The following is a 22,637-nucleotide window of genomic DNA, read 5'->3' as shown; positions in this document are numbered from 1 at the left end:
CGGCGGCGCCACGTGGCCATGACGTCATTGCACCCGAGATCGTGATCCCATACGTTCCGATTTGCAGGGAATTGCCGTACGTCCCCGGGAGGCCTCATGCTCGCACCAACCGCCCCTTCCGTACGGCGTCTTCGCTCCACCGCCCGCGCGATGCTGCCCTTCCCCGAACCGGAGAGCTGGCTGGACGTGGAGACGGGGGACGCGGACTTCCCGGAGGCGGCGAGAACGTTCTTCCCCTACACGGCCTTCGACGGTCTGGACCTCAGCCACCGCGTCCTGCAGGCCCAGGCGGCCGAACGCCTGGAGGAAGGCCACCTCGGCCGGCTGACGGACCCGCAGATCACCGCCCGTCTCCGCGCCCGCTACGACGTGGTCAGCCTGCTGAACCAGCGGCCCCGCACCAGGGATTTCCAGGCCGCCCTCGCCGTCCTGCGCCCCGGCGGCCACCTCCTCGTGGAATGCCCGGACGACCCCCGCGCCGAGTTGGAGTCCCAGGGCTGCACGATCGTCACCACGGCCCGCAGATCCGCGCACATCCCGGGCCGCGTGACGACCCGCCTGCCCCCGAGGGCGACCGGACCGCTGGCCTCCGCCGCGAGAGCGCTGGACCACACCCTGGCCCTCCTCCTCTCCGGCACCCGCTTCGCGAAGGCGTACCGGGTGATCGCCCGCAAGCACGCGGACACCTCAGCCCCGTAGCACCATCGCCTGCCCCGCCACCACCAGCACCACCTGCTCGCACTCGCCCGCGAACGCCGCGTTCAGCCGCCCCAGCTCGTCCCGGTACCGGCGCCCGGACGCGGTGGCGGGCACGATCCCCGACCCCACCTCATTGGACACGGCCACCACGGTCCGCCGCGCACCCCGCATCGCCTCCGTCAACTCCCGCACCCGCGCCCGCAGTTCGCGCTCCCCGCCGTCGGCCCACTCCGCGTCGTCCCACGCTCCCACGGCGTCCATCGCGTCCGTCAGCCACAGCGACAGACAGTCGATCAGCAGCGGCGCCCCGTCGTCCTTCAGCAGCGGCACCAGATCGCACGTCTCGGTTGTACGCCACGACCCGGGCCGCCGCTCCCGATGCGCAAAGACCCGGGAGGCCCACTCGGTGTCCCCGTTCCGCGAGCCGCCCGTCGCCACGTACAGCACCTCGGGGAAGGCCTCCAGCCGCCGCTCGGCCTCCACCGACTTCCCGGACCGCGCCCCGCCCAGCACCAGCGTCCGCCGCGGCACATCCGGTACGTCCTCGTAGACCCCGACGGCCAGAGTCGTCCCGTCGGGCACGGCCCGCGCCCCCGCCGCGGCCAGCCGCCGCCGCAACTCGGCCCCCGGCGGCACGTCGTGATCGATATGCACGGCGACGACATCCGTCGTGGGCCCGACAGCACCCACGGCCCGCAGCCGGGCCAGCGCGTCCGGCCGCCGTACGACATCGACGAGCACCATGTCGTACGACTCGACGGCCCCCTCCTCCAGCCCGGCGGGCGAACCCCCCGGCGGCAGATACAGCGCCCGCTGCCCATCGGGCCCGGTGACGGCGTACCCGGTCCCCGGCGCGTCCATCGCCACCGCCCGCACCCGATGGCCCGTCAGCAACGTCAACTCCCGCCCGTCCGGCACCCGCCCCGGCTGCGGAAGCCCGGCGGGCACCTCGACGGGGGGTCCGTCGTGGGGGTGCGACAGCAGAACCTGCCGTACGCCACCGAGCGAGTGCCCGGCGCGGGCGGCCGCGAAGGCGGCACCGGGGGTGAGATCGAGCAGCAGGGTCTCGTCGACGAGGACGGCGGTGGCTCCCCGTGCGTCCGCCCCGACGGCGACCGCACAGGCGGCACAGGGACAGCCGGGGCGGGGAAGGCCGTTGGGGGCACCGGTACCGAGCAGAGTGAGTTCCACGAAAACGATTCTCGCCGGTCCCCGTTGATCTTGCGCGAGCAACCCCCGCGGGCCCGCAGCCGTCGAACTACCGCTTAGGGTGCTCTTCGTAACGGATCAAACACGGGAGGCTCGCATGGCGACATGGACCTGGCGATTCGAGAAGGCCGACGGCGCTGAGACCCAGCCCGCCGTGGAGCCGGAGGAGTTCACCACCCAGGGAGACGCCGAGTCCTGGCTCGGCGAGTACTGGAAGGACCTGCTCGCGGGCGGCGCGGAACAGGTACGGCTTTTCGAGGACGCCACGGAGATCTACGGTCCGATGAGCCTGCGCGCGGCCGAGGAGGCCTGACCCTGACGGGCGAGGGTGCCATGGCCCCCTCGCCCGCCTCCGCAAAGCGACGGAGCGCTCAGCCCCGCACTCCGCACAGGTGCAGCAGCGCGGCGACGCCCCGATACGGATCCGTCCGCCCGGCCCGCTCCTCGCAGGCCAGCAGCGCCTCCACATCGGCCGGCGCCTCGGTGCCGTCCGACGCGGTGTCCGTGAATACCCGCACCCCGTACCAGGCCTGGAGCGGTGCCCCGATGCCGGCGAGCGTCGCGGTCAGCGTGCTCAGCCGGTCGGCCCGCACATCGAGCCCGAGACGGTTGCGGTAGGCGGTGGTGTCGAAGGCACCCAGCGCACCGGCCCAGTCCCCGGCGAGCCCCGGCCGCATCGCCAGCGCGTCACCGTTGCGCACGAGCAACGACAGCAGCCCGCCCGGTGCCAGCATCCGCGCCAGCCCCGCGAGGAGCGGATCCGGCTCCTCGACGTACATGAGCACACCGTGGCACAGCACCACGTCGAAGCTGCCCGGCAGGAAGTGCACCCCGGTGTCCCGGCCGTCGCCCTCTATGATCCGCATCCGCTCCCGGATGCCCTCGGGCTCGGCGGACAGGGCCTCCCGGGCCGCCGCGACCATCGTGGAGTCCTGTTCGAGCCCGGTCACCTGATGCCCGGCCCGGGCCAGCCGCAGCGCCTGGGTGCCCTGGCCCATGCCCACGTCGAGCACCCGCAGCCGCTGCCCGACGGGGTACCGCCCGACTATCTGCTCGTCGAGCTGCCGGGCCACCAGCTCCTGTCGTACGACATTCCGCAGCCCGCCCAGCTTGTTCAGCCAGGCATCCGCCGCGCCCCCGGAGAAAGACGTCGTACTCAGGGCCGCTCTCCGCGCTTGACCTGCGGCTTCGGCAGCCGGAGGCGACGCATCTGGAGGGAGCGCATCAGGGCGTAGGCGACCGCGCCCTTGCGGTTCTGGTCCGGGAAGCGCTCGGCGAGCCGCTTCTTCAGACGGAAACCGGTGAGGATCGAGTCGAGCACGATGAGCACGATCACGACGAGCCACAGCAGCAGCGCGATGCTCTGCAGCGCACCCACCCGCACCAGGCTCAGCACGAGGATGACCACGGCCATCGGCAGGAAGAACTCCGCCACGTTGAACCGCGCGTCGATGGTGTCGCGGGCGAACTTGCGCACCGGGCCCTTGTCCCGGGCGGGCAGGTACCGCTCGTCGCCGCCGGCCAGCGCCTGGCGCTGCCTCTCCAGCGCGCTGCGGCGCTCCTCGCGCTGGCGCTTGGAGGCGTCCTTGCGCGTCAGCGACGTATTGGCGACGCTGCGGCGCTGGGACTGGGCCTCACTGCGCTTCGGCGTGGGCCGGCCCTTGGGGGCCTGCGGGTCGCGGGGTTGCTTGGAGTCGGTCAGCTGCGCCTTGTCGGCGACGGCGGCCTTCTCTTCCTTGGTGGCACGGCTACGGAACACAAAACCCAAGGGTAAGGGGTGTCCGGGGTTGGACCCCAGCCCGGTGGGGAACGATCCGGCAACACCAGTCGTCATGTAGGGGGACAGAGGGGACGTCCGGTGATCGGTTGCTCACCCTGAAGGTCACCTACTCCTTACGCCGGAGCAGGGGATTGGTCAGTCGTCCTTGGGGATGAGCGCATCCGTCCCGGAACAGTGCGTCAATGGATGCAGGGCCCGTACTGTGGGTTCTGTCGCAGAGCTGGAGCTGGAAGTCCGTCAGAAGGGGGCGCGCGAAGCCCATGAGCGGTGTCATGAAGCGTATGGGGATGATCTTCCGCGCGAAGGCGAACAAGGCCCTTGACCGGGCCGAGGACCCGCGCGAAACCCTCGATTACTCGTATCAGAAGCAGCTGGAGCTGCTCCAGAAGGTGCGCCGGGGCGTGGCCGACGTGGCCACCTCCCGCAAGCGCCTGGAACTCCAGCTCAACCAGCTGCAGTCCCAGTCGGGCAAGCTGGAGGACCAGGGCCGCAAGGCCCTCGCACTGGGCCGTGAGGACCTGGCCCGCGAGGCGCTCTCGCGCCGGGCCGCCCTCCAGCAGCAGGTGACCGACCTCGAGACCCAGCACTCCACGCTCCAGGGCGAGGAGGAGAAGCTCACCCTTGCGGCCCAGCGCCTCCAGGCCAAGGTGGACGCCTTCCGGACCAAGAAGGAGACCATCAAGGCGACGTACACCGCGGCCCAGGCCCAGACCCGTATCGGTGAGGCGTTCTCCGGCATCTCCGAGGAGATGGGCGACGTCGGCCTGGCGATTCAGCGGGCCGAGGACAAGACGGCACAGCTCCAGGCCCGGGCCGGCGCGATCGACGAACTGCTCGCCTCCGGCGTCCTGGACGACCAGTCCGGCATGCACAAGGACGACATCCAGGCCGAGCTGGACCGGCTCTCCGGTGGTACGGATGTAGAGCTGGAACTGCAGCGCATGAAGGCGGAGCTGGCGGGAGGTTCGTCGTCGCAGCAGGCCATCGAGGGCGGCACCGGCCAGTCGCAGTCCCAGCAGCAGCCGCAGGACACCCCACGCTTCGACAAGCAGTAGGGCCCACGCCGAGGAGGGCGACATGATCGTACGGATCATGGGGGAGGGTCAGGTGAGGCTGGCCGAGAGCCACCTCGCCGACCTGAACAAGCTGGACGACGAGCTGCTCACCGAGATGGAGAACGGCGACGGCCCGGGTTTCCGACGCACCCTCCAAGCCCTCCTCACCAGGGTCCGCGAACTGGGCGAGCCGCTCCCGGACGACTCCCTGGAACCCTCGGAACTGATCCTCCCGTCCCCGGACGCCACCCTGGAGGAGGTCCGGGACCTGCTCAGCGACGACGGCCTCATCCCGGGATGACCGGGCGCACGGTGCGCTCCCGGGGACGACTGTCACCGCGTCTCCGGCCCGGCCACCGGGGACGTACCGGTAGCCTCCGTTCCGCCCCTGCCAGGGCACCCGTACCGTTGCGGACGTGAGCACTCTCCAGCGCGCCAGACAGCAGTTCAAGGCGCATCCCCTGGCCCTGGACGCCGTCCTCGCGGCGGGCGTCCTCGGCTGCATGATGGCCGGCTCCTTCGTGGAGCCCCATGAGAAGGACGCCGTCAGCTGGAGCCTGCGCACCCCGGCCCCCCTCAGCCTCGTGCTCATGGTCCTCGCAGCTCTGGCCCTGGTTTTCCGCCGCCGGGCCCCGCTCACGGTCCTCGCCCTCACCGGCACCGCCGCCATCATCGAGTGCGTCACCGGCGATCCCCGGGCCCCTGTCGCGATGGCCGCCGTCATCGCCCTGTTCACGGTCGCCTCCACCACCGACCGCCCCACCACCTTGCGGGCCGGCCTGCTCACCATGACCGTGCTCACCGGCGCCGCGATGCTCGCAGGCCCGCTGCCCTGGTACGCCCAGGAGAATCTCGGCATCTTCGCCTGGACCGGTATCGGCGCCACCGCGGGCGACGCCGTCCGCAGCCGCCGCGCCTTCGTCCAGGCCATAAGAGAGCGCGCGGAGAAGGCCGAGCGCACCCGCGAGGAGGAGGCCCGCCGCCGCGTCGCCGAGGAACGCCTGCGCATCGCCCGCGACCTGCACGACGTCGTCGCCCACCACATCGCCCTGGTCAACGTCCAGGCCGGAGTCGCCGCGCACGTCATGGACAAGCGCCCCGACCAGGCCAAGGAAGCCCTCGCCCACGTCCGCGAGGCCAGCCGCTCCGCGCTCAACGAACTCCGCGCCACCGTCGGCCTGCTGAGACAGTCCGGCGACCCCGAGGCCCCCACCGAACCCGCCCCCGGACTCGCCCGCCTCGACGAACTCGTCGGCACCTTCCGCAGCGCGGGCCTCCACGTCGAGGTCGCCCGCGCCGACCACGGCACCAACCTCCCTGCCGCCGTCGACCTGGCCGCCTACCGGGTCATCCAGGAAGCCCTCACCAACGTCCAGAAGCACGCCGGCACGGAGGCCAAGGCCGAGGTCAGCGTCGTACGCGTCGGCCCCAACGTGGAGATCACCGTCCTCGACAACGGCGCCGGCGAGGACGACGACCCCGACAGCGGCGGCGGCCACGGACTCCTCGGCATGCGTGAGCGGGTCACCGCCCTGCGCGGCACCCTCACCACCGGTCCCCGCTACGGCGGCGGTTTCCGCGTCCATGCGATCCTGCCGGTCAAGACCCGCACCCCGGCCGCGGGCGGCACCGTATGACCACCACCCCTGCCACGGGAGAGCCCGTATGACGATCCGTGTCCTGCTCGCCGACGACCAGGCACTGCTGCGCAGCGCGTTCCGTGTGCTCGTCGACTCGGAGCCGGACATGGAGGTGGTCGGCGAGGCGTCCGACGGCGCCGAGGCGGTCCGGCTGACCAGGCAGGAGCGTGCCGACGTCGTCCTCATGGACATCCGGATGCCCGGCACGGACGGCCTCGCGGCCACCCGCATGATCAGCGAGGACCCCACCCTCGCCCATGTCCGCGTGGTCATCCTGACCACTTTCGAGGTCGACGACTACGTCGTGCAGTCCCTGCGGGCCGGTGCCTCCGGTTTCCTCGGCAAGGGCAGCGAACCCGAGGAACTCCTCAGCGCCATCCGGGTCGCGGCCGGCGGCGAGGCCCTGCTCTCCCCGGCCGCCACCAAGGGTCTGATCGCCCGCTTCCTCGCCCAGGGCGACGGGGACGACAACGACCCGGTGCGCTCCGAACGCCTCGCAGCCCTCACCGTCCGCGAGCGTGAGGTCCTCGTCCAGGTCGCCGGTGGTCACTCCAACGACGAGATCGCCGAGCGCCTCGAGGTCAGCCCGCTCACCGTCAAGACCCACGTCAACCGGGCCATGGCCAAGCTGGGCGCCCGGGACCGGGCCCAGCTCGTGGTGATCGCGTACGAGTCGGGGCTGGTACGGCCGAGGGTGGAATGACCCGACGAGGGCCGTCGAGTGGGCCGCAAAAAACAATTCCCGCGGTGATGTCGAGAACCCGTGCCCCGCTCCGTCCCCGTGATGAGAGCGACCAGAATGGGTCGCATCGGGACCGAGGAGAGACACCATGGCCAAGTACCTGCTGCTGAAGCACTACCGTGGCGCTCCGGCTCCGGCCAACGACGTGCCCATGGAGCAGTGGACGCCTGAGGAGATCTCGGCGCACGTGCAGTACATGCGGGACTTCGCGGACCAGCTGGTGAAGACCGGGGAGTACGTCGACGGGCAGGCGCTCGCTCCCGAGGGGACGTGGGTGCGGTACGACGGCGAGGGGCGCCCGCCCGTCACCGACGGGCCGTTCGCCGAGACCAAGGACCTCATCGCCGGCTGGATGGTGATCGACGTCGACAGCTACGAGCGGGCCCTCGAACTGGCCGGGGAACTGTCGGCTGCCCCCGGCGCCGGCGGGAAGCCGATCCACGAGTGGCTGGAGCTGCGCCCGTTCTACGCGGCGTCGCCCACCGACCCGGAGTGCCACCCCGGTGGATGAGGCGCTGCTCAGAAGCCTCACGCCGAGCGTGCTCACCGTCCTTGTCCGCCGCGGAGCCGACTTCGCGGCGGCCGAGGACGCCGTCCAGGACGCGCTCGTCGAGGCGGTCCGGGTCTGGCCGGCCGACCCGCCGCGGGACGCGAAGGGCTGGCTGGTCACCGTGGCCTGGCGCAAGTTCCTCGACGCGACCCGCTCGGACACCGCTCGCCGCCGGCGTGAGGACCGTATCGAGGAGGAACCGGCGCCCGGACCCACACCCGCCGTGGACGACACGCTCCAGCTCTACTTCCTGTGCGCCCACCCCTCGCTCACCCCGTCCTCCGCGGTCGCGCTCACCCTGCGTGCCGTCGGCGGACTCACCACCCGCCAGATCGCCCAGGCCTACCTCGTGCCCGAGGCGACCATGGCGCAGCGCATCAGCCGGGCCAAGCGCACCGTCTCCGGGGTCCGCTTCGACCAGCCCGGCGACGTGGCCACCGTGCTGCGCGTCCTCTACCTGGTCTTCAACGAGGGCTACTCCGGCGACGTCGACCTCGCCGCCGAGGCCGTCCGGCTCACCCGGCAGCTCGCCGCCGCCATCGACCACCCCGAGGTCGCGGGGCTGCTCGCCCTCATGCTGCTCCACCACGCCCGCCGCGCCTCCCGCACCGCCCCCGACGGCAGTCTGGTGCCGCTCGCCGAACAGGACCGCACCCGCTGGGACACCGCGGCGATCGCCGAGGGCGTCCGGATCCTGCAGGCCGCCCTCGCCCGCGACCGGCTGGGCGAGTTCCAGGCCCAGGCCGCGATCGCCGCCCTGCACGCGGACGCACCCACCGCCGGGGAGACCGACTGGGTGCAGATCGTCGAGTGGTACGACGAACTCGCCCGCCTCACCGACAGCCCCGTCGTCCGCCTCAACCGGGCGGTCGCCGTGGGTGAGGCGGACGGCCCCCGCGCGGGCCTGGCCGCTCTGGCCGCGATCGAGGACTCGCTGCCCCGCCACACCGCGGCCACGGCCTATCTCCACGAACGCGCCGGCGACCTGACGACCGCGGCCCGCCTGTACGCCGAGGCCGCCCGCAAGGCCCCCAACCTCGCCGAACGCGACTACCTGACCCGCCGGGCGGCCGGGCTCAACTCCCGTACGCGGCACTGACGGGGCGGCCCGGGACCTTCATGAGGCGGGGCCGGACACCCCGTTACCTATGCTGGGTGCTCGCAGTGCCGCACGGGGGAAGGGGATGCGGGCGTGCCGCTGAACAAGGACGACCCGAAATCGGTCGGCGGGTACAAGCTGGTCGACCGGCTCGGGTCCGGGGGAATGGGCATTGTCTACCGGGGCAGATCCCGCTCCGGGCGCGAGGTCGCGGTGAAGGTGGTGCACGCCCAGTACGCCGAGGATCCGGTCTTCCGCACCCGCTTCCGCCAGGAAATAGAGGCCGTACGCAAGGTGAGCGGCGCCTTCACCGCACCGGTGGTGGACGCCGATCCGGAGGCGGCGCGGCCGTGGATGGCGACCCAGTACGTCCCCGGCCGCTCGCTCGCCGACCGGATCTCCGAGCGCGGCCCGCTGCGGGAGACCGAACTGCCGCGCCTGGCGCTGGGGTTGGTGGAGGCCCTGCGGGACATCCACCGCGCCGGCGTCGTGCACCGCGACCTCAAGCCCGCCAACGTCCTGATGGCCGAGGACGGTCCCCGCGTCATCGACTTCGGCATCTCCCGGGCGGCGGAGAACAACCCCCTCACCGAGACCGGCCAGATGATCGGCACCCCGCCCTTCATGTCCCCGGAACAGCTCACCGACGCCCGCACGGTCGGCCCGGCCTCCGACGTCTTCGCGCTCGGCGCGCTGCTGGTGTACACCCTCACGGGCCGGGGTCCGTTCGACGCGGACAGCCCCTACCTCACGGCGTATCAGGTGGTGCACGACGAACCCGTCCTGGACGGCGTACGACCGCAGCTGCGGACGGTCCTGCAGAGCTGTCTGGCCAAGAAGGCCGCCGACCGGCCCGGACTGGACGACGTGGCCCGGGAACTCGCGAGGGTGCTGCCCGAGGAGGCGATGGACGGCCCCCAGACGGTGACACTGCGCGGGGACCTGCCGGACCCTTCCGGCACCGGGACCCCGGACCCGAGGTCGGCCACGTCGCCGGGCCGCCGAGGTCGGCTGCGCCCGCTGTGGGCGGCGACCGCCACGATCGGCGTGGTGGCTCTCGGGCTGACGGCGTATCTGCTCACCGGACCGGGACGGACGGGCGGCGACGGCGAGGGCGGCGGCGCGGCCGGCGAGCAGGCCGCCGTCTCTCGCTGGACGGCGTTGCCCAGTGGCTGGCAGCCCTGGCAGACGACGGTGTACGCCGACGCCGAGCGGGGCCTGAAGAAGGGGATCACCCTCCTGGAGGGAGGGATGGACCACGGCCCGGAGTGCCAGATGTACGAGGGTTCCGTCTACTGCGCGGGCACCGCGGTTCTGCCCGTGCGCCTCGACGGTGTCACCGGACGGGTCGACTGGCGCGCCGACGGGGTGCCGTCCGTCGTGAGGAAGAGGTCGTACGTCTTCTCGCTCCTCGGGGTCGCGGACGACGTGATGCTGGTCGAGCAGCACAACCAACCCGAGGGCGGGAATCTCGTGATCTCGGTCATCGCCCTCGACACCGGGACGGGGGAACGGCTGTGGCGCCGCACGGTGGACGCCGCGTCGAACCACCCGTACCTCTCGGGCGACCTCCTGCTCGTCCCGGACATCAAGCGCGGATCGGTGACCGCACGTTCGGCCCGCACCGGCGCCGAGCGCTGGAGGGCGCCGCTTCCGCCGGGGATGCAGTGCGACCCGGCGCGCGTGAACGAGGGCCTCTACCTGGACTGCGTACCCCCCATGACGGGCAGCAAGGACATGCTGGTCCTGGGGTTCGACCGCTCCGACGGCTCGGTACGGCGCCTGACGGTGCCCCGTCAGGCGATTCTCGTCGGCACGTACGACGGCCGCCTGCTCTACCTCGAGGAAGGGCACCTGGCCTCCGAGGACAAGGGACCCTTCTCCCGGATCCGGCTGGTGAACCCCGACACCGGTGCCGCCACGACGACGGAGCTGGCGGAGGAGTTCGAGGGCACGGTGACGACGGCGGACGGCGTGCTGTGGTTCGTCGGCACCACCGGCCAGGTGACCGCCGTGTCGGTCCGCACCGGCAAGCAGCTGTGGCAGACCCGGACGAGCCTCCAACAGCCGAGCGGTGTCACCGCCGCCCCGCGCCCGGGCGTGGTCTATCTGTCCAGCGCCGACGGCCGGGTCGCGGCCCTGGACGGCAAGAAGGGCACGCTGCTGTGGGAAACCCTGCCGCGTGCCAAGTGGGTGAACGACCTGAACGAGCCGCTGCCCGAGGTGCTGCTCCACAAGGGCGCCCTGGTCGTCACCACCCAGGCCGGCGATGTCTTCACCCTCGACCCCGCCCACCCCGAGCGGACCTCCGCATCGGGGTGAGCGCTCCCCACGACGGTTCTACGGCAGCGCCAGCATCCGCTCCAGCGCCAGCTTCGCGAACGCCTCCGTCTCCTTGTCGACCTCGATCCGGTTGACGAGCTTGCCCTCGGCCAGCGACTCCAGGGTCCAGACCAGGTGGGGCAGGTCGATGCGGTTCATGGTCGAGCAGAAGCAGACCGTCTTGTCGAGGAAGACGATCTCCTTGCCCTCGGGGGCGAAACGGTTCGCGAGCCGTCGTACGAGATTGAGCTCCGTACCGATGGCCCACTTCGAGCCGGCCGGGGCCGCCTCCAGCGCCTTGATGATGTACTCGGTCGAGCCGACGTAGTCCGCAGCGGCCACGACCTCGTGCTTGCACTCGGGGTGCACGAGGACGTTCACACCGGGGATCCGCGCGCGGACGTCCTCCACCGACTCCAGCGAGAAACGGCCGTGCACCGAGCAGTGGCCGCGCCACAGGATCATCTTCGCGTCGCGCAGCTGCTCGGCGGTCAGGCCGCCGTTCGGCTTGTGCGGGTTGTAGAGGACGCAGTCCTCCAGCGTCATCCCCATGTCCCGCACGGCGGTGTTGCGGCCGAGATGCTGGTCGGGAAGGAACAGCACCTTCTCGCCCTGCTCGAAGGCCCACTCAAGAGCCTTCTTGGCGTTGGACGACGTGCAGATGGTGCCGCCGTGCTTGCCTGTGAACGCCTTGATGTCCGCCGAGGAGTTCATGTACGACACCGGCACGACCTGCTCGGCTATGCCGGCCTCGGTGAGCACGTCCCAGCACTCGGCGACCTGCTCGGCCGTCGCCATGTCGGCCATGGAGCAGCCGGCGGCGAGGTCGGGCAGGACGACCTTCTGGTCGTCGGAGGTCAGGATGTCCGCGGACTCCGCCATGAAGTGCACGCCGCAGAACACGATGTACTCGGCCTCCGGGCGTGCGGCCGCGTCCCGGGCCAGCTTGAACGAGTCACCCGTGACGTCGGCGAACTGGATGACCTCGTCACGCTGGTAGTGGTGGCCGAGGACGAACACCTTGTCGCCGAGCTTCTCCTTGGCCGCGCGGGCGCGCTCGACCAGGTCGGGGTCGGAGGGCGAGGGCAGGTCGCCGGGACACTCGACGCCCCGCTCGCTCCTAGGGTCGGCCTCGCGGCCGAGCAGCAACAGGGCGAGCGGAGTCGGCTGTACGTCGAGCTCCGTGGTCTGGGCGGTGGTCACGACACGCACCCTTTCTACTTTTCGTCGAACTGACGTTATCTATCATAACCCGGTTCACGTCACTTTGACGATGGCTATAGCGTCGATGTGACGTGAATCCCGGTCCTCCGTAAGAGGGGTGGTTCTCGGGCCGCTGTTCGCTTCGTCGCGGGTGTGCGAGCATGAAGAGGACAGGCGAAAAGACAAGTTGCTCGGCCCGGAATGAATCCGCGGCCCCGGCGGTTGCAATCGTCGGTAAGCAGTCTCCGTACAACCCGGGAGAGATGTAGATGTCCGTATCGGACGAGACCGGCACCGTCACCGACGGCATCATCCTGTCCGACGCCGCCGCGGCGAAGGTCAAGGCCCTGCTCGACCAGGAAGGCCGTGAGGACCTGGCCCTGCGCGTCGCCGTTCAGCCCGGCGGCTGCTCCGGCCTGCGTTACCAGCTCTTCTTCGACGAGCGTTCCCTCGACGGGGACGTCGTCAAGGACTTCGGTGGCGTCAAGGTCGTCACCGACCGTATGAGCGCCCCGTACCTCGGCGGCGCGTCCATCGACTTCGTGGACACCATCGAGAAGCAGGGCTTCACGATCGACAACCCGAACGCGACCGGCTCCTGCGCCTGCGGCGACTCCTTCAGCTAAGCATCGAGTTCGACCAAGGCTCGAGCGACAGAAGGCGGCGGCCCCCTCCGACGGGGCCGCCGCCTTCGCGTATCTCCAGGGCTACCGGGCCCCGGAGGTCTCCGGCAGCCGTGCCCCCGCCTTCTTCAGCGGGATCTCCTTGCCGTCCGAGCCCACGACCTTGCGGTCACCGAGCGGCTCGTTCAGCGGCACGGTCTTCTGAATCTCCTTGGCGATCATGATGCAGACCTTGTCCGGCCACGGCGTATAGGTCACCTTGGCCGTCACCTCGCCCGAGGTCTCGCTCGCCGTCGCCGCGTAGTCCCCGCACACCCCGCCCGTGAAGCTCAGGGTCAGCTCGTCGCCCTCGGCCGAGTAGCCGTCCACCTTGACGTCCCGCGTCTTCGGCGCGGAGGTCGGCTGGTCCGAGGGTGCCGTGGGTGTGGCGGGTGACGTGGGCGTCGCCGTCGCCGGGGAGTCGATGTACTTCGGGTCGACCGCCGGATACGTCACCGTGAAGGCGTCCTTCGCGCCCGCCGCCCGCACCTCGAACAGCCAGGACGGCACGAGCGCCTGCCGGCCGGCCACGAGGTGCGACGCCAGCCCGAACACCGCCTTCTCGACGGTGAGCGTGCTCTTCGCGGGGCTCGCCGTCGACTCCCCGCAGGGCGCCTCCAACCGGTCCTTCAGCGGTACGGGACTGGCGCAGCCGCCGATCCCCATGCGGTGGTCGGTCGCCGGCACCTTGTTCAGCAGGCCCAGCGTCTTCTCGGCGCTCAGCACGGGATACGTGTCGCTCTTCACCGGCGCCTTCAACTGGCCGGATCCGCCGACCACTTCACCCTGGCCGTTCACGGAGACGCCGGTCGTCCAGCCGTACGTGGGCAACCCGCCCACGACCGGATCGGCGTTCACGACCCGCTGGGCGCCCATGACCTGGCTCGCGTCCAGCTTCGCGCCGTCCTGACCCGCCGCCTTCAGCACCGGCGCGGCGGCCTTCTCCGCGACCGCCACGCTCACCGGCGATCCGGTGGGGGTCTGCTCCGCCCCGCACACGGTGGCGCTGTCACAGTTGTCGATGACGGGTGAGTAGCGCTGGAAGGTCCACGCGCCCGGCGCCTGCCGGTTCACCTGCAGGCTCGGCCCCGACCCGTCCTTGACCCCGACCCGCCAGACCTGCCCCTGCGCCACCGGCGTCCCGTCCACCCCGAGCGCTTCGGCGAGCCGCACCACGTCGTCCTCGGTGACCTGCCCCTGGGTCCGGTAGACCGGCGCCGAGCCGGGCCCTTCCGGGAGGCTGCCGTCCACGCGATACGTCACGCCGTACGGATTCGGCTCGCCGGGCGCGATCCCGTTGCCCGTTCCACCACTCACGCGGTAACCGTCGAGCGCGAGGGGCGGGGGAGTGTCGTCCCCCGACGCGCCGGAGGCCGTGCCGTCGCCGGACCCTCCGGAGGTACTGGCGGCGAGGTACGCCCCACCGCCCCCGACCAGCAGGACGGCAGCGGCGACGGCGGCGATGACGACGGGGGAGCGGTGCCGACCGGAACGGGGGACGCCGGGGTCGGGGAGGGCGCCAACGGCGGGAATGTGATCGTGGTCGGAGTCCGCCCCGCTGACAGCGGTATCCGGAGCGGGGGGCTGAGGCTGATCGTGATCGGTGTCCAGGCCCACGGGCTCGTCCGGGCCGGCAGAGGCGTCGGGTGCCGGAAGCTTGCCGAGGCCGGTGCGGCTGGGAGTCGCCGAGCTGTCGCCATCGGCGGGAACCCGTGGCGTGTCGGCGTCGGCATGGGCGTCGGGGGCCGCGGGGGCCTCCGGCCCGTCGGCGTCGGCCGCGGCTGCGGTGCCGGAGGCCGGGGAGTCGTCCGCCGCTTCCTCGGCGTGCTCCGTCGAGCCTCCGGCGGCACCGGAGGCTTCCTCGGTGCCCTCGGCTCCACCGGCGCTCGTCTCGTCGCCGTGAGCGTCGGAACCGTGCGTCTCCTCGGCACCGCTCACTTCCTCGGCACCCAGCGCCCCCGCACCGCGCGCTTCCGCAGAGCTCCCGTCCCCGCCGCCGGAGGCCTCGTCGTTGTCGGGTCGCTCGGTGTTCACCGCATCGCTCCTTCTGCTGCGCAACTGTCCCTCGACCCTGACCCGACCCTGTCAAAAAGGTCGGCAAACGGGTCGTATCCCGCATCCCCTTTCCGGGGGACGGCGATGGGACGCAGCGGGGGAGCGCGCGGTTCCCTCGAACGCGCCGACGCGAGCGCCGTGACTCAGTCGCCGTACTCCGACATCGCCTCCAGCAGCCGCGCGGAGCCCTCGGGAACCGTCACGCCGTGGATGAGTGAGGGAGAAACCGGAACGGAAACGATCCGGTCGGGAACCGCCCAGTGCGGAGCCATCCGGGCGCAGTCACCGAGCAGGGACGCGAGGCCCCCGTCCAGGTCGGCCGGGGCGGAGACGTACAGCTCAAGGTTGGTCATGACGGCACCGTATGCACGCCGGAGCCCGCGAAGAAAGATCTACTATCGGGTAGTTTTACCTGCTTCACCGCGCCGTCGGCCGCCTCGCAGTACCCCATACGGACCCGATAGCGTTAACCGTCAATACACCCTCCCCCCAGGAGAGCCACGCCGTGCGCATCGCAGTCACCGGCTCCATCGCCACCGACCACCTCATGACCTTCCCCGGCCGCTTCGCCGACCAGTTCGTCGCGGACCAACTGCACACGGTCTCGCTCTCCTTCCTGGTCGACAACCTCGACGTACGCAGGGGAGGTGTCGGCGCGAACATCGCCTTCGGCATGGGCCAGCTCGGCACCAACCCGATCCTGGTCGGGGCCGCGGGCTTCGACTTCGACGAGTACCGCGCCTGGCTGGACCGGCACGGCGTCGACACCGCGTCCGTCCGCATCTCCGAGACCCTGCACACCGCCCGCTTCGTGTGCACCACCGACGCCGACCACAACCAGATCGGCTCCTTCTACACGGGCGCGATGAGCGAGGCCCGCCAGATCGAGCTCAAGACCGTGGCCGACCGGGTCGACGGCCTCGACCTCGTTCTCATCGGCGCCGACGACCCCGAGGCGATGCTCCGCCACACCGAGGAGTGCCGGTCGCGCGGCATCCCCTTCGCCGCGGACTTCTCCCAGCAGATCGCCCGGATGAACGGCGACGAGATCCGGATACTGCTGGACGGCGCCACGTACCTGTTCTCCAACGAGTACGAGAAGGGGCTCATCGAGTCCAAGACGGGCTGGTCCGACGCGGAGATCCTGGCGAAGGTGGGCCACCGGGTCACGACGCTCGGGGCGCAGGGTGTGCGGATCGACCGGGTCGGCGAGGAGCCGATCGTCGTCGGCTGCGCGGAGGAGGAGCGCAAGGCGGACCCCACGGGGGTCGGCGACGCGTTCCGCGCCGGGTTCCTGTCGGGGCTGGCCTGGGGGGTCTCGCTGGAGCGGGCGGCTCAGGTGGGCTGCATGCTGGCGACGCTCGTCATCGAGACCGTCGGGACGCAGGAGTACCGGCTGCGGCGGGGGAACTTCATGGAGCGGTTCACCAAGGCGTACGGGGACGAGGCGGCGGCAGAGGTCCAGGGGCACCTGGGCTGAGGCTCGTCATCAGCTGATCCGGCGGATCACATATGCCGTTCCGTTGTCCGCCGGTTCCTCTCCTACGTACTCCTGCTCCCGCATCTCGCACCATGCCGGAATGTCCAGGCGGGCCGCCTCGTCGTCCGACAGGACCCGGACGGTCCCGCCCACCGGAACGTCTCCGATCACCTTGGCCAGTTCGATGACCGGGATCGGGCACCGCTTGCCGAGGGCGTCCACGACGAGTGAGTCCTCCCCCACCACAGCCGAAGGCGTCGGTGCGCCCAGCTTCTCCCGCACCGCCGCCACCGCCCCCGGCAACACCTCCAGGAACCGGTCGACCTCCTCGGAGACCGCCCCGAACGGCAGCGAAACCCGCACATTCCCCTCACTCAGCACGCCCATCGCCTTCAGCACATGGCTCGGCGTCAGCGTGCTGCTCGTGCACGACGATCCGGAGGAAACGGAGAACCCCTCCCGGTCCAGCTCGTGCAGCAAGGTCTCTCCGTCGACATAGAGACAGGAGAAGGTGACGATCCCCGGTAGCCGGTTCTCGGGATCGCCCACCACGTCCACGTCCGGCACCAGCCGGGGCACCCGTGCCCGGATCCGCGCCGTCAGCTCCCGCAGTCGTACGGCCTCTTGCGCAGCCTCGGCCCGCACCGCCCGCAGCGAGGCCGCCGCCGCGACGACGGCCGGCAGGTTCTCGAACCCCGGCGCCCGCCCCGACTCCCGCTCGTCGGCGGGTCCCTGGGGTGAGAATCGGACACCCTTTCTCACGGCGAGCAGGCCGACCCCCGACGGACCTCCCCATTTGTGCGCGCTGGCGGTCAACAGCGACCACTCGCCCTCGACCGGCCCCCACCCGAGCGACTGCGCCGCGTCCACCAGCAACGGCACCCCGGCCTGACGGCACACGGCGGCCACCTCGGCCACCGGCTGCACGGTCCCCACCTCATGGTTCGCCGACTGGAGACACGCCAGCGCGGTGTCAGGGCGAAGAGCATCGACGTACGACTGCGCGCTCACCGTTCCCGTACGGCTCACCGGAACCTCGGTCACCTCGAACAGCTCCGCCGAATGAAGTACCGAGGAGTGTTCGACGGCTGACACGATCAGGTGACGTCCAATGCGACGCCGACCGGCAAGCGCCCCCGCGATCCCGTCATGCACGGCCCGCGTCCCGGAGGACGTGAAGACCAGTTCGTCAGGCCGGCACCCCACGGCCTCCGCAGCGGCCTCCCGAGCGGCATCCAACAGCAGCCGAGCCCGCCGCCCTTCCCGGTACAACCGAGAGGGATCAGCCCACCCTTCATCCAGAGAGGCCAACAGCGCCTGACGGGCAACGGGATGAAGAGGCGCGCTGGAAGCAGCGTCGAAATATGACACACGGCAACGCTAACCTCCCCAGGGGCGCGGGGCTGTATCCGATAGCGGCTCCGCCGCGGGGCGCGATAAGCCACAAAGCACCCGCAGCCGCCAATCAAGCGAACCCACCGAGTGACTAGGCACCCCTCCCGCTGAACCCCCGGAGAGCGTCGGCTAGGGTTTGGTCCGCATAAACATCCAAACCCCTGCCCGACGCAGGGCGGCGACCGACCACCGAGTAAGGGCAGGCCGCAGCCAATCCGCGCGGGCGAGACTCTCGGGAAGGCGCTACGTGAGTCCCAACGGCTCCGACCGCTCGCCGCGGCGCCCGATGCGGCGGAAGCTGCTGCAGGCAATGACCGCGGGCCTGGTCCTGGCGACCGCCACCGGCTGCACATACAAGGACTTCCCCCGCCTTGGTATGCCCACCCCGACCACGGAAGAGGCTCCGCGGATCCTCTCCCTCTGGCAGGGTTCCTGGGCAGCCGCGCTGGCCACCGGCGTGCTGGTGTGGGGCCTGATCCTGTGGAGCACGATCTTCCACCGGCGCAGCCGCACCAAGGTCGAAGTTCCTCCGCAGACCCGGTACAACATGCCCATCGAGGCGCTGTACACGGTCGTTCCGCTCGTCATCGTCTCGGTCCTGTTCTACTTCACGGCCCGCGACGAGTCGAAGCTCCTCAGCCTCAAGAAGGAGCCCGACGTCACCATCAACGTCGTCGGCTACCAGTGGAGCTGGGCCTTCAACTACATCGAGCCCGTCGCGGGTTCCACGGGCGACGCGAAGACCGACAAGAACCTGGACGCGATTCCGACCCGGTTCAAGAACGACTTCCCGGCGAACGCCGGCGGTGTCTACGACTTCGGTACGCCCGCCACGAGGAACCCGCAGACCGGCAACCCCGGCCCGACCCTCTGGCTCCCCAAGGGCAAGACGGTCCGCTTCGTCCTCACCTCGCGTGACGTCATCCACTCCTTCTGGGTGGTGCCGTTCCTGATGAAGCAGGACGTGATTCCGGGCCACACCAACGCCTTCCAGGTGACTCCGAACAAGGAGGGCACCTTCATGGGCAAGTGCGCCGAACTGTGCGGCGTCGACCACTCCCGGATGCTGTTCAACGTGAAGGTCGTCTCCCCCGAGCGCTACGAGCAGCACCTCAAGGACCTCGCGAAGAAGGGGCAGACCGGTTACGTTCCCGCGGGCATCGAGCAGACCGCCCACGAGAAGGACCGGGAGACGACGAACCTGTGAGCATCCTCAACGAACCCCAGGGTGCCGCCGAAGCGGGGTCCCACTACGCGGACGAACTGCCGGTCCGGCGCCAGAACCGCGGCAGCGTGGTCATCAAGTGGCTCACCACCACTGACCACAAGACGATCGGCACGATGTACCTGGTCACGTCGTTCGCGTTCTTCCTCATCGGCGGCGTGATGGCGCTCTTCATGCGCGCCGAGCTGGCCCGGCCGGGTCTGCAGATCATGTCGAACGAGCAGTTCAACCAGGCGTTCACGATGCACGGCACGATCATGCTGCTGATGTTCGCGACGCCGCTGTTCGCCGGCTTCACCAACTGGATCATGCCGCTGCAGATCGGCGCGCCCGACGTGGCGTTCCCGCGGCTGAACATGTTCGCCTACTGGCTGTACCTGTTCGGTTCGACGATCGCGGTCGGCGGCTTCCTCACCCCCTCGGGTGCGGCCGACTTCGGCTGGTTCGCCTACTCCCCGCTCTCCGACGCCGTCCGCTCTCCGGGCATCGGCGCCGACCTGTGGATCATGGGCCTGGCCTTCTCCGGCTTCGGCACCATCCTCGGCGCCGTCAACTTCATCACCACGATCATCTGCATGCGCGCGCCCGGCATGACCATGTTCCGCATGCCGATCTTCGTGTGGAACGTGCTGCTGACCGCGGTGCTGGTCCTGCTCGCCTTCCCCGTTCTCGCCGCCGCGCTGTTCGCGCTGGAGGCGGATCGGAAATTCGGGGCACATGTCTTCGATGCCGCGAACGGCGGAGCGTTGCTCTGGCAACACCTCTTCTGGTTCTTCGGCCATCCAGAGGTGTACATCATCGCCCTGCCGTTCTTCGGCATCATCTCCGAGGTCATCCCGGTCTTCTCCCGCAAGCCGATGTTCGGCTACATGGGTCTGATCGCGGCGACCATCGCGATCGCGGGTCTGTCCGTGACGGTGTGGGCGCACCACATGTACGTCACCGGCGGTGTGCTGCTCCCGTTCTTCTCCTTCATGACGTTCCTCATCGCCGTACCGACGGGCGTGAAGTTCTTCAACTGGATCGGAACGATGTGGAAGGGGTCCCTGAGTTTCGAGACCCCGATGCTCTGGGCCACCGGCTTCCTGATCACCTTCACCTTCGGTGGTCTGACCGGTGTCATCCTGGCCTCGCCCCCGCTGGACTTCCACGTCTCGGACTCGTACTTCGTGGTGGCGCACTTCCACTACGTCGTCTTCGGCACCGTCGTCTTCGCGATGTTCTCCGGCTTCCACTTCTGGTGGCCGAAGTTCACCGGCAAGATGCTCGACGAGCGCCTCGGCAAGATCACGTTCTGGACGCTGTTCATCGGCTTCCACGGCACCTTCCTGGTCCAGCACTGGCTGGGCGCCGAGGGCATGCCGCGTCGTTACGCCGACTACCTGGCGGCCGACGGCTTCACCGCTCTGAACACGATCTCGACGATCAGCTCGTTCGTGCTCGGCCTGTCGATCCTGCCGTTCCTCTACAACGTGTGGAAGACGGCCAAGTACGGCAAGCCGGTCGGCGTCGACGACCCGTGGGGCTACGGCCGCTCACTCGAATGGGCGACCTCCTGCCCGCCGCCGCGCCACAACTTCCTCACCCTGCCGCGGATCCGCAGCGAATCCCCGGCGTTCGACCTGCACCACCCCGCGATCGCCGCTCTCGACCAGCTCGAGAACTCCGGTCACGGTGAGAAGGCTCTGGCCGGCAACGGCGGCAAGGAGGCCGGCAAGTGAAGATCCAGGGACGGATGTTCATCTGGCTGAGCGTCTTCATCCTCGTCATGGCGATCGTCTATGGCGTGTGGTCGAAGGAGCCGGCCGGTACCACCGCGCTCTTCCTGGCCTTCGGGCTGTCCATCATGATCGGCTTCTACCTGGGCTTCACGGCCCGGCGGGTGGACGCCGGCGCGCAGGACAACAAGGAGGCCGACGTCGCGGACGACGCCGGTGAGGTCGGGTTCTTCAGCCCGCACAGCTGGCAGCCGCTCGCCCTCGGCTTCGGCGGCGCCCTCGCCTTCCTGTCGGTCGCGATCGGCTGGTGGCTGCTGTACTTCTCGGTGCCGGTGATCATGATCGGCCTGTACGGCTGGGTCTTCGAGTACTACCGCGGTGAGAACCGCACGCAGTAGCACGAGCGCAGCTCATCAGGGGCCCGGACACTCCGTCAGGAGAATCCGGGCTCCTGCTTTTGCCGCAATCCTTGTCCCTCGTACGAGTCACTCAGCGCGCCGTTCTTGACGGGGCTTCCTAGCGTGAAGTCATGAATCACGCACCGCGTACCCGCATCCTCGTGAGCTGCACGCTGCTGGTGATCGCCCTCGGCGCGAGCGCCGCCGCCTGCGGGTCCGACGGGAACCCGCTGGCGGCCACGCCGTTCGACGCGGCGGACCAGATCGCCTTCAACGCGCCCACCGGCGACGGCAAGAAGGCCGACCCGGACAAGCCGCTCGAGGTGACCGCCGAGGACGACGACGGCCGCATCACCGACGTCACGGCCACAGACGCCACAGGCCGCTATGTGGCGGGCGAACTCTCCGCCGACGGCTCCCGCTGGCGCAGCACGTCCCCGCTGGCGGCAAACGCCCATTACACCGTCCGGGTGAGCACCGAGGACGAGGACGGGGCACCTGGCCGCAAGGTCCTCGACTTCGACACCAGCAAGCCTCTGGGCAAGAAGCGTCTGAAGGTCACCTTCGGTCCCAAGTCGGGCACGTACGGCGTCGGCCAGCCCGTCACCGCCAAGCTGGACAGACCCGTCAAGGACAAGGCTCAGCGGGCCGTCATAGAACGCGCCCTCAGGGTCGATTCCACGCCCGCCGTACCGGGCGCCTGGCACTGGGTGGACGACAAGGAACTCCACTACCGGCCCAGGGAGTACTGGCCCGCCCACGCCACGATCCAGGTCCGCAGCGACCTGGACGGCATCAAGATCGGCGACCGGCTCTGGGGCGGCAAGGCGAAGCCCCTGAAGCTGACCACCGGGGACCGCATCATCGCCGTGACGGACGCCTCGTCACACTCGATGAAGGTCTACAAGAACGACGAGGTCATCAAAGAGCTCCCGGTCACCACCGGCAAGCCGGGCTTCGACACCCGCAACGGCGTCAAGGTCGTGCTGGGCAAGGAGTACTTCGTACGTATGCGCGGCACCAGCATCGGGATCGCCGAGGGTTCCTCGGAGTCGTACGACCTTCCGGTGTACTACGCCACCCGCGTCACCTGGAGCGGCGAGTACGTCCATGCCGCCCCCTGGTCGGTCGGCTCCCAGGGCTACGCCAACGTCAGCCACGGCTGCACCGGCATGAGCACGTCCAACGCCGAATGGTTCTTCGACACCGTCCACGAGGGCGACGTGGTCCAGGTCGTCAACTCGGGCGGCAACACGATGGAGCCGTTCGGCAACGGCTTCGGCGACTGGAACCTCGACTGGAAGAAATGGCGCGAAGGCAGCGCCCTGGTGGCCGGCACCCCGGACGCCCCCAGCCCCGACCAGACGGCAAGGCTGAGGCCGCAGAGCATCTAGCGGGAGGGGGG

General features: G+C 70.1%; 22 protein-coding genes. 15 read left to right on the top strand and 7 right to left on the bottom strand.

Translation table 11 applies throughout. The features are described 5' to 3' along the window. The first annotated feature begins 96 nt into the window (after positions 1-96). Complete coding sequence (locus tag RNB18_RS11965; RefSeq protein WP_311714081.1) at positions 97-699, top strand: class I SAM-dependent methyltransferase; 603 nt, start codon at positions 97-99, stop codon at positions 697-699. Here RNB18_RS11965 and RNB18_RS11960 read toward each other — a convergent pair. Further along, positions 688-1,890, bottom strand: a complete 1,203-nt coding sequence (locus tag RNB18_RS11960; protein ID WP_311714080.1) for a bifunctional adenosylcobinamide kinase/adenosylcobinamide-phosphate guanylyltransferase — start codon at positions 1,888-1,890, stop codon at positions 688-690. The genes RNB18_RS11965 and RNB18_RS11960 overlap by 12 nt on opposite strands. A 115-nt stretch (positions 1,891-2,005) precedes the next feature. On the opposite strand from RNB18_RS11960, the gene RNB18_RS11955 reads away from it, so the two are divergent. Next, complete coding sequence (locus tag RNB18_RS11955) at positions 2,006-2,221, top strand: hypothetical protein (RefSeq protein ID WP_266525765.1); 216 nt, start codon at positions 2,006-2,008, stop codon at positions 2,219-2,221. 58 nt (positions 2,222-2,279) lie between these two features. Here the strand turns inward: RNB18_RS11955 and RNB18_RS11950 are convergent, their stop codons facing one another. Continuing rightward, entirely contained in the window at positions 2,280-2,981 is a 702-nt protein-coding gene (locus RNB18_RS11950; protein ID WP_311714079.1) for a class I SAM-dependent methyltransferase, read from the bottom strand. A gap of 83 nt (positions 2,982-3,064) precedes the next feature. After that, positions 3,065-3,742: a DUF3043 domain-containing protein gene (locus tag RNB18_RS11945; protein WP_107104848.1), complete on the bottom strand. Its 678-nt coding sequence runs from the start codon at positions 3,740-3,742 to the stop codon at positions 3,065-3,067. A gap of 218 nt (positions 3,743-3,960) precedes the next feature. Here RNB18_RS11945 and RNB18_RS11940 point away from each other — a divergent pair, with 218 nt between their 5' ends. The 7 genes from RNB18_RS11940 (at position 3,961) to RNB18_RS11910 (ending at position 11,096) form a co-directional block, all read left to right on the top strand. Next, positions 3,961-4,743, top strand: a complete 783-nt coding sequence (locus tag RNB18_RS11940; protein WP_242435893.1) for a PspA/IM30 family protein — start codon at positions 3,961-3,963, stop codon at positions 4,741-4,743. A gap of 22 nt (positions 4,744-4,765) precedes the next feature. After that, positions 4,766-5,044, top strand: a complete 279-nt coding sequence (pspAA, locus tag RNB18_RS11935; protein WP_057611772.1) for a PspA-associated protein PspAA — start codon at positions 4,766-4,768, stop codon at positions 5,042-5,044. 115 nt (positions 5,045-5,159) lie between these two features. Then, entirely contained in the window at positions 5,160-6,380 is a 1,221-nt protein-coding gene (locus RNB18_RS11930; RefSeq protein WP_311714078.1) for a sensor histidine kinase, read from the top strand. Positions 6,381-6,408: 28 nt separating this feature from the next. Then, complete coding sequence (locus RNB18_RS11925) at positions 6,409-7,086, top strand: response regulator transcription factor (protein WP_311714077.1); 678 nt, start codon at positions 6,409-6,411, stop codon at positions 7,084-7,086. A 127-nt stretch (positions 7,087-7,213) separates the two neighbouring features. Beyond that, positions 7,214-7,636 carry a YciI family protein gene (locus RNB18_RS11920; protein WP_311714076.1) on the top strand — a complete coding sequence of 141 codons (423 nt, stop codon included), beginning with the start codon at positions 7,214-7,216 and terminating at the stop codon, positions 7,634-7,636. Then, on the top strand, positions 7,629-8,774 hold the full coding sequence (locus RNB18_RS11915) for an RNA polymerase sigma factor (protein WP_311714075.1): 1,146 nt from the start codon (positions 7,629-7,631) through the stop codon (positions 8,772-8,774). The genes RNB18_RS11920 and RNB18_RS11915 overlap by 8 nt, the downstream gene beginning before the upstream one ends. 93 nt (positions 8,775-8,867) lie before the next feature. Continuing rightward, positions 8,868-11,096: a protein kinase domain-containing protein gene (locus tag RNB18_RS11910; RefSeq protein ID WP_311714074.1), complete on the top strand. Its 2,229-nt coding sequence runs from the start codon at positions 8,868-8,870 to the stop codon at positions 11,094-11,096. Between the two features lie 18 nt (positions 11,097-11,114). Here the strand turns inward: RNB18_RS11910 and nadA are convergent, their stop codons facing one another. Further along, positions 11,115-12,299, bottom strand: a complete 1,185-nt coding sequence (nadA, locus tag RNB18_RS11905; protein ID WP_037719710.1) for a quinolinate synthase NadA — start codon at positions 12,297-12,299, stop codon at positions 11,115-11,117. 269 nt (positions 12,300-12,568) lie between these two features. Here nadA and RNB18_RS11900 point away from each other — a divergent pair, with 269 nt between their 5' ends. Beyond that, positions 12,569-12,925: an iron-sulfur cluster assembly accessory protein gene (locus tag RNB18_RS11900; protein ID WP_266525746.1), complete on the top strand. Its 357-nt coding sequence runs from the start codon at positions 12,569-12,571 to the stop codon at positions 12,923-12,925. Between the two features lie 81 nt (positions 12,926-13,006). Here RNB18_RS11900 and RNB18_RS11895 read toward each other — a convergent pair whose 3' ends face one another. Then, positions 13,007-14,578, bottom strand: coding sequence for a hypothetical protein (locus RNB18_RS11895; protein ID WP_394817610.1), 1,572 nt, complete (start codon positions 14,576-14,578; stop codon positions 13,007-13,009). A gap of 581 nt (positions 14,579-15,159) precedes the next feature. Then, complete coding sequence (locus RNB18_RS11890; RefSeq protein ID WP_311714072.1) at positions 15,160-15,369, bottom strand: hypothetical protein; 210 nt, start codon at positions 15,367-15,369, stop codon at positions 15,160-15,162. Positions 15,370-15,521: 152 nt separating this feature from the next. Here RNB18_RS11890 and RNB18_RS11885 point away from each other — a divergent pair, with 152 nt between their 5' ends. Further along, on the top strand, positions 15,522-16,496 hold the full coding sequence (locus RNB18_RS11885; protein ID WP_062037755.1) for a carbohydrate kinase family protein: 975 nt from the start codon (positions 15,522-15,524) through the stop codon (positions 16,494-16,496). A gap of 9 nt (positions 16,497-16,505) precedes the next feature. Here RNB18_RS11885 and RNB18_RS11880 read toward each other — a convergent pair whose 3' ends face one another. Beyond that, on the bottom strand, positions 16,506-17,867 hold the full coding sequence (locus tag RNB18_RS11880) for a cysteine desulfurase/sulfurtransferase TusA family protein (RefSeq protein WP_311714071.1): 1,362 nt from the start codon (positions 17,865-17,867) through the stop codon (positions 16,506-16,508). A gap of 271 nt (positions 17,868-18,138) precedes the next feature. Between RNB18_RS11880 and ctaC the strand changes: the two genes are divergently transcribed. From ctaC to RNB18_RS11860, 4 genes are all read left to right on the top strand, one after another. Then, entirely contained in the window at positions 18,139-19,098 is a 960-nt protein-coding gene (gene ctaC, locus RNB18_RS11875; RefSeq protein ID WP_280867215.1) for an aa3-type cytochrome oxidase subunit II, read from the top strand. Beyond that, on the top strand, positions 19,095-20,837 hold the full coding sequence (gene ctaD / locus RNB18_RS11870) for an aa3-type cytochrome oxidase subunit I (protein ID WP_311714070.1): 1,743 nt from the start codon (positions 19,095-19,097) through the stop codon (positions 20,835-20,837). The genes ctaC and ctaD overlap by 4 nt, the downstream gene beginning before the upstream one ends. Further along, positions 20,834-21,232 carry a cytochrome c oxidase subunit 4 gene (locus RNB18_RS11865; RefSeq protein ID WP_062037766.1) on the top strand — a complete coding sequence of 133 codons (399 nt, stop codon included), beginning with the start codon at positions 20,834-20,836 and terminating at the stop codon, positions 21,230-21,232. Before ctaD ends, RNB18_RS11865 begins: the two co-directional genes overlap by 4 nt. A gap of 131 nt (positions 21,233-21,363) precedes the next feature. After that, positions 21,364-22,626 carry a L,D-transpeptidase gene (locus RNB18_RS11860; protein WP_311714069.1) on the top strand — a complete coding sequence of 421 codons (1,263 nt, stop codon included), beginning with the start codon at positions 21,364-21,366 and terminating at the stop codon, positions 22,624-22,626. Positions 22,627-22,637 lie beyond the last annotated feature (11 nt).

Source organism: Streptomyces doebereineriae (assembly GCF_031845645.1).
Lineage (GTDB): Bacteria > Actinomycetota > Actinomycetes > Streptomycetales > Streptomycetaceae > Streptomyces > Streptomyces canus.
This window is presented reverse-complemented; position numbering and strand designations above follow the sequence as displayed.

Coding starts and splice junctions, on each gene's coding strand:
- RNB18_RS11965 (WP_311714081.1), top strand. CDS start 97: ATGCTCGCACCAACCGCCCCTTCCGTACGGCGTCTTCGCTCCACCGCC.
- RNB18_RS11955 (WP_266525765.1), top strand. CDS start 2,006: ATGGCGACATGGACCTGGCGATTCGAGAAGGCCGACGGCGCTGAGACC.
- RNB18_RS11945 (WP_107104848.1), bottom strand. CDS start 3,742: ATGACGACTGGTGTTGCCGGATCGTTCCCCACCGGGCTGGGGTCCAAC.
- RNB18_RS11940 (WP_242435893.1), top strand. CDS start 3,961: ATGAAGCGTATGGGGATGATCTTCCGCGCGAAGGCGAACAAGGCCCTT.
- pspAA (WP_057611772.1), top strand. CDS start 4,766: ATGATCGTACGGATCATGGGGGAGGGTCAGGTGAGGCTGGCCGAGAGC.
- RNB18_RS11925 (WP_311714077.1), top strand. CDS start 6,409: ATGACGATCCGTGTCCTGCTCGCCGACGACCAGGCACTGCTGCGCAGC.
- RNB18_RS11920 (WP_311714076.1), top strand. CDS start 7,214: ATGGCCAAGTACCTGCTGCTGAAGCACTACCGTGGCGCTCCGGCTCCG.
- RNB18_RS11900 (WP_266525746.1), top strand. CDS start 12,569: ATGTCCGTATCGGACGAGACCGGCACCGTCACCGACGGCATCATCCTG.
- RNB18_RS11890 (WP_311714072.1), bottom strand. CDS start 15,369: ATGACCAACCTTGAGCTGTACGTCTCCGCCCCGGCCGACCTGGACGGG.
- RNB18_RS11860 (WP_311714069.1), top strand. CDS start 21,364: ATGAATCACGCACCGCGTACCCGCATCCTCGTGAGCTGCACGCTGCTG.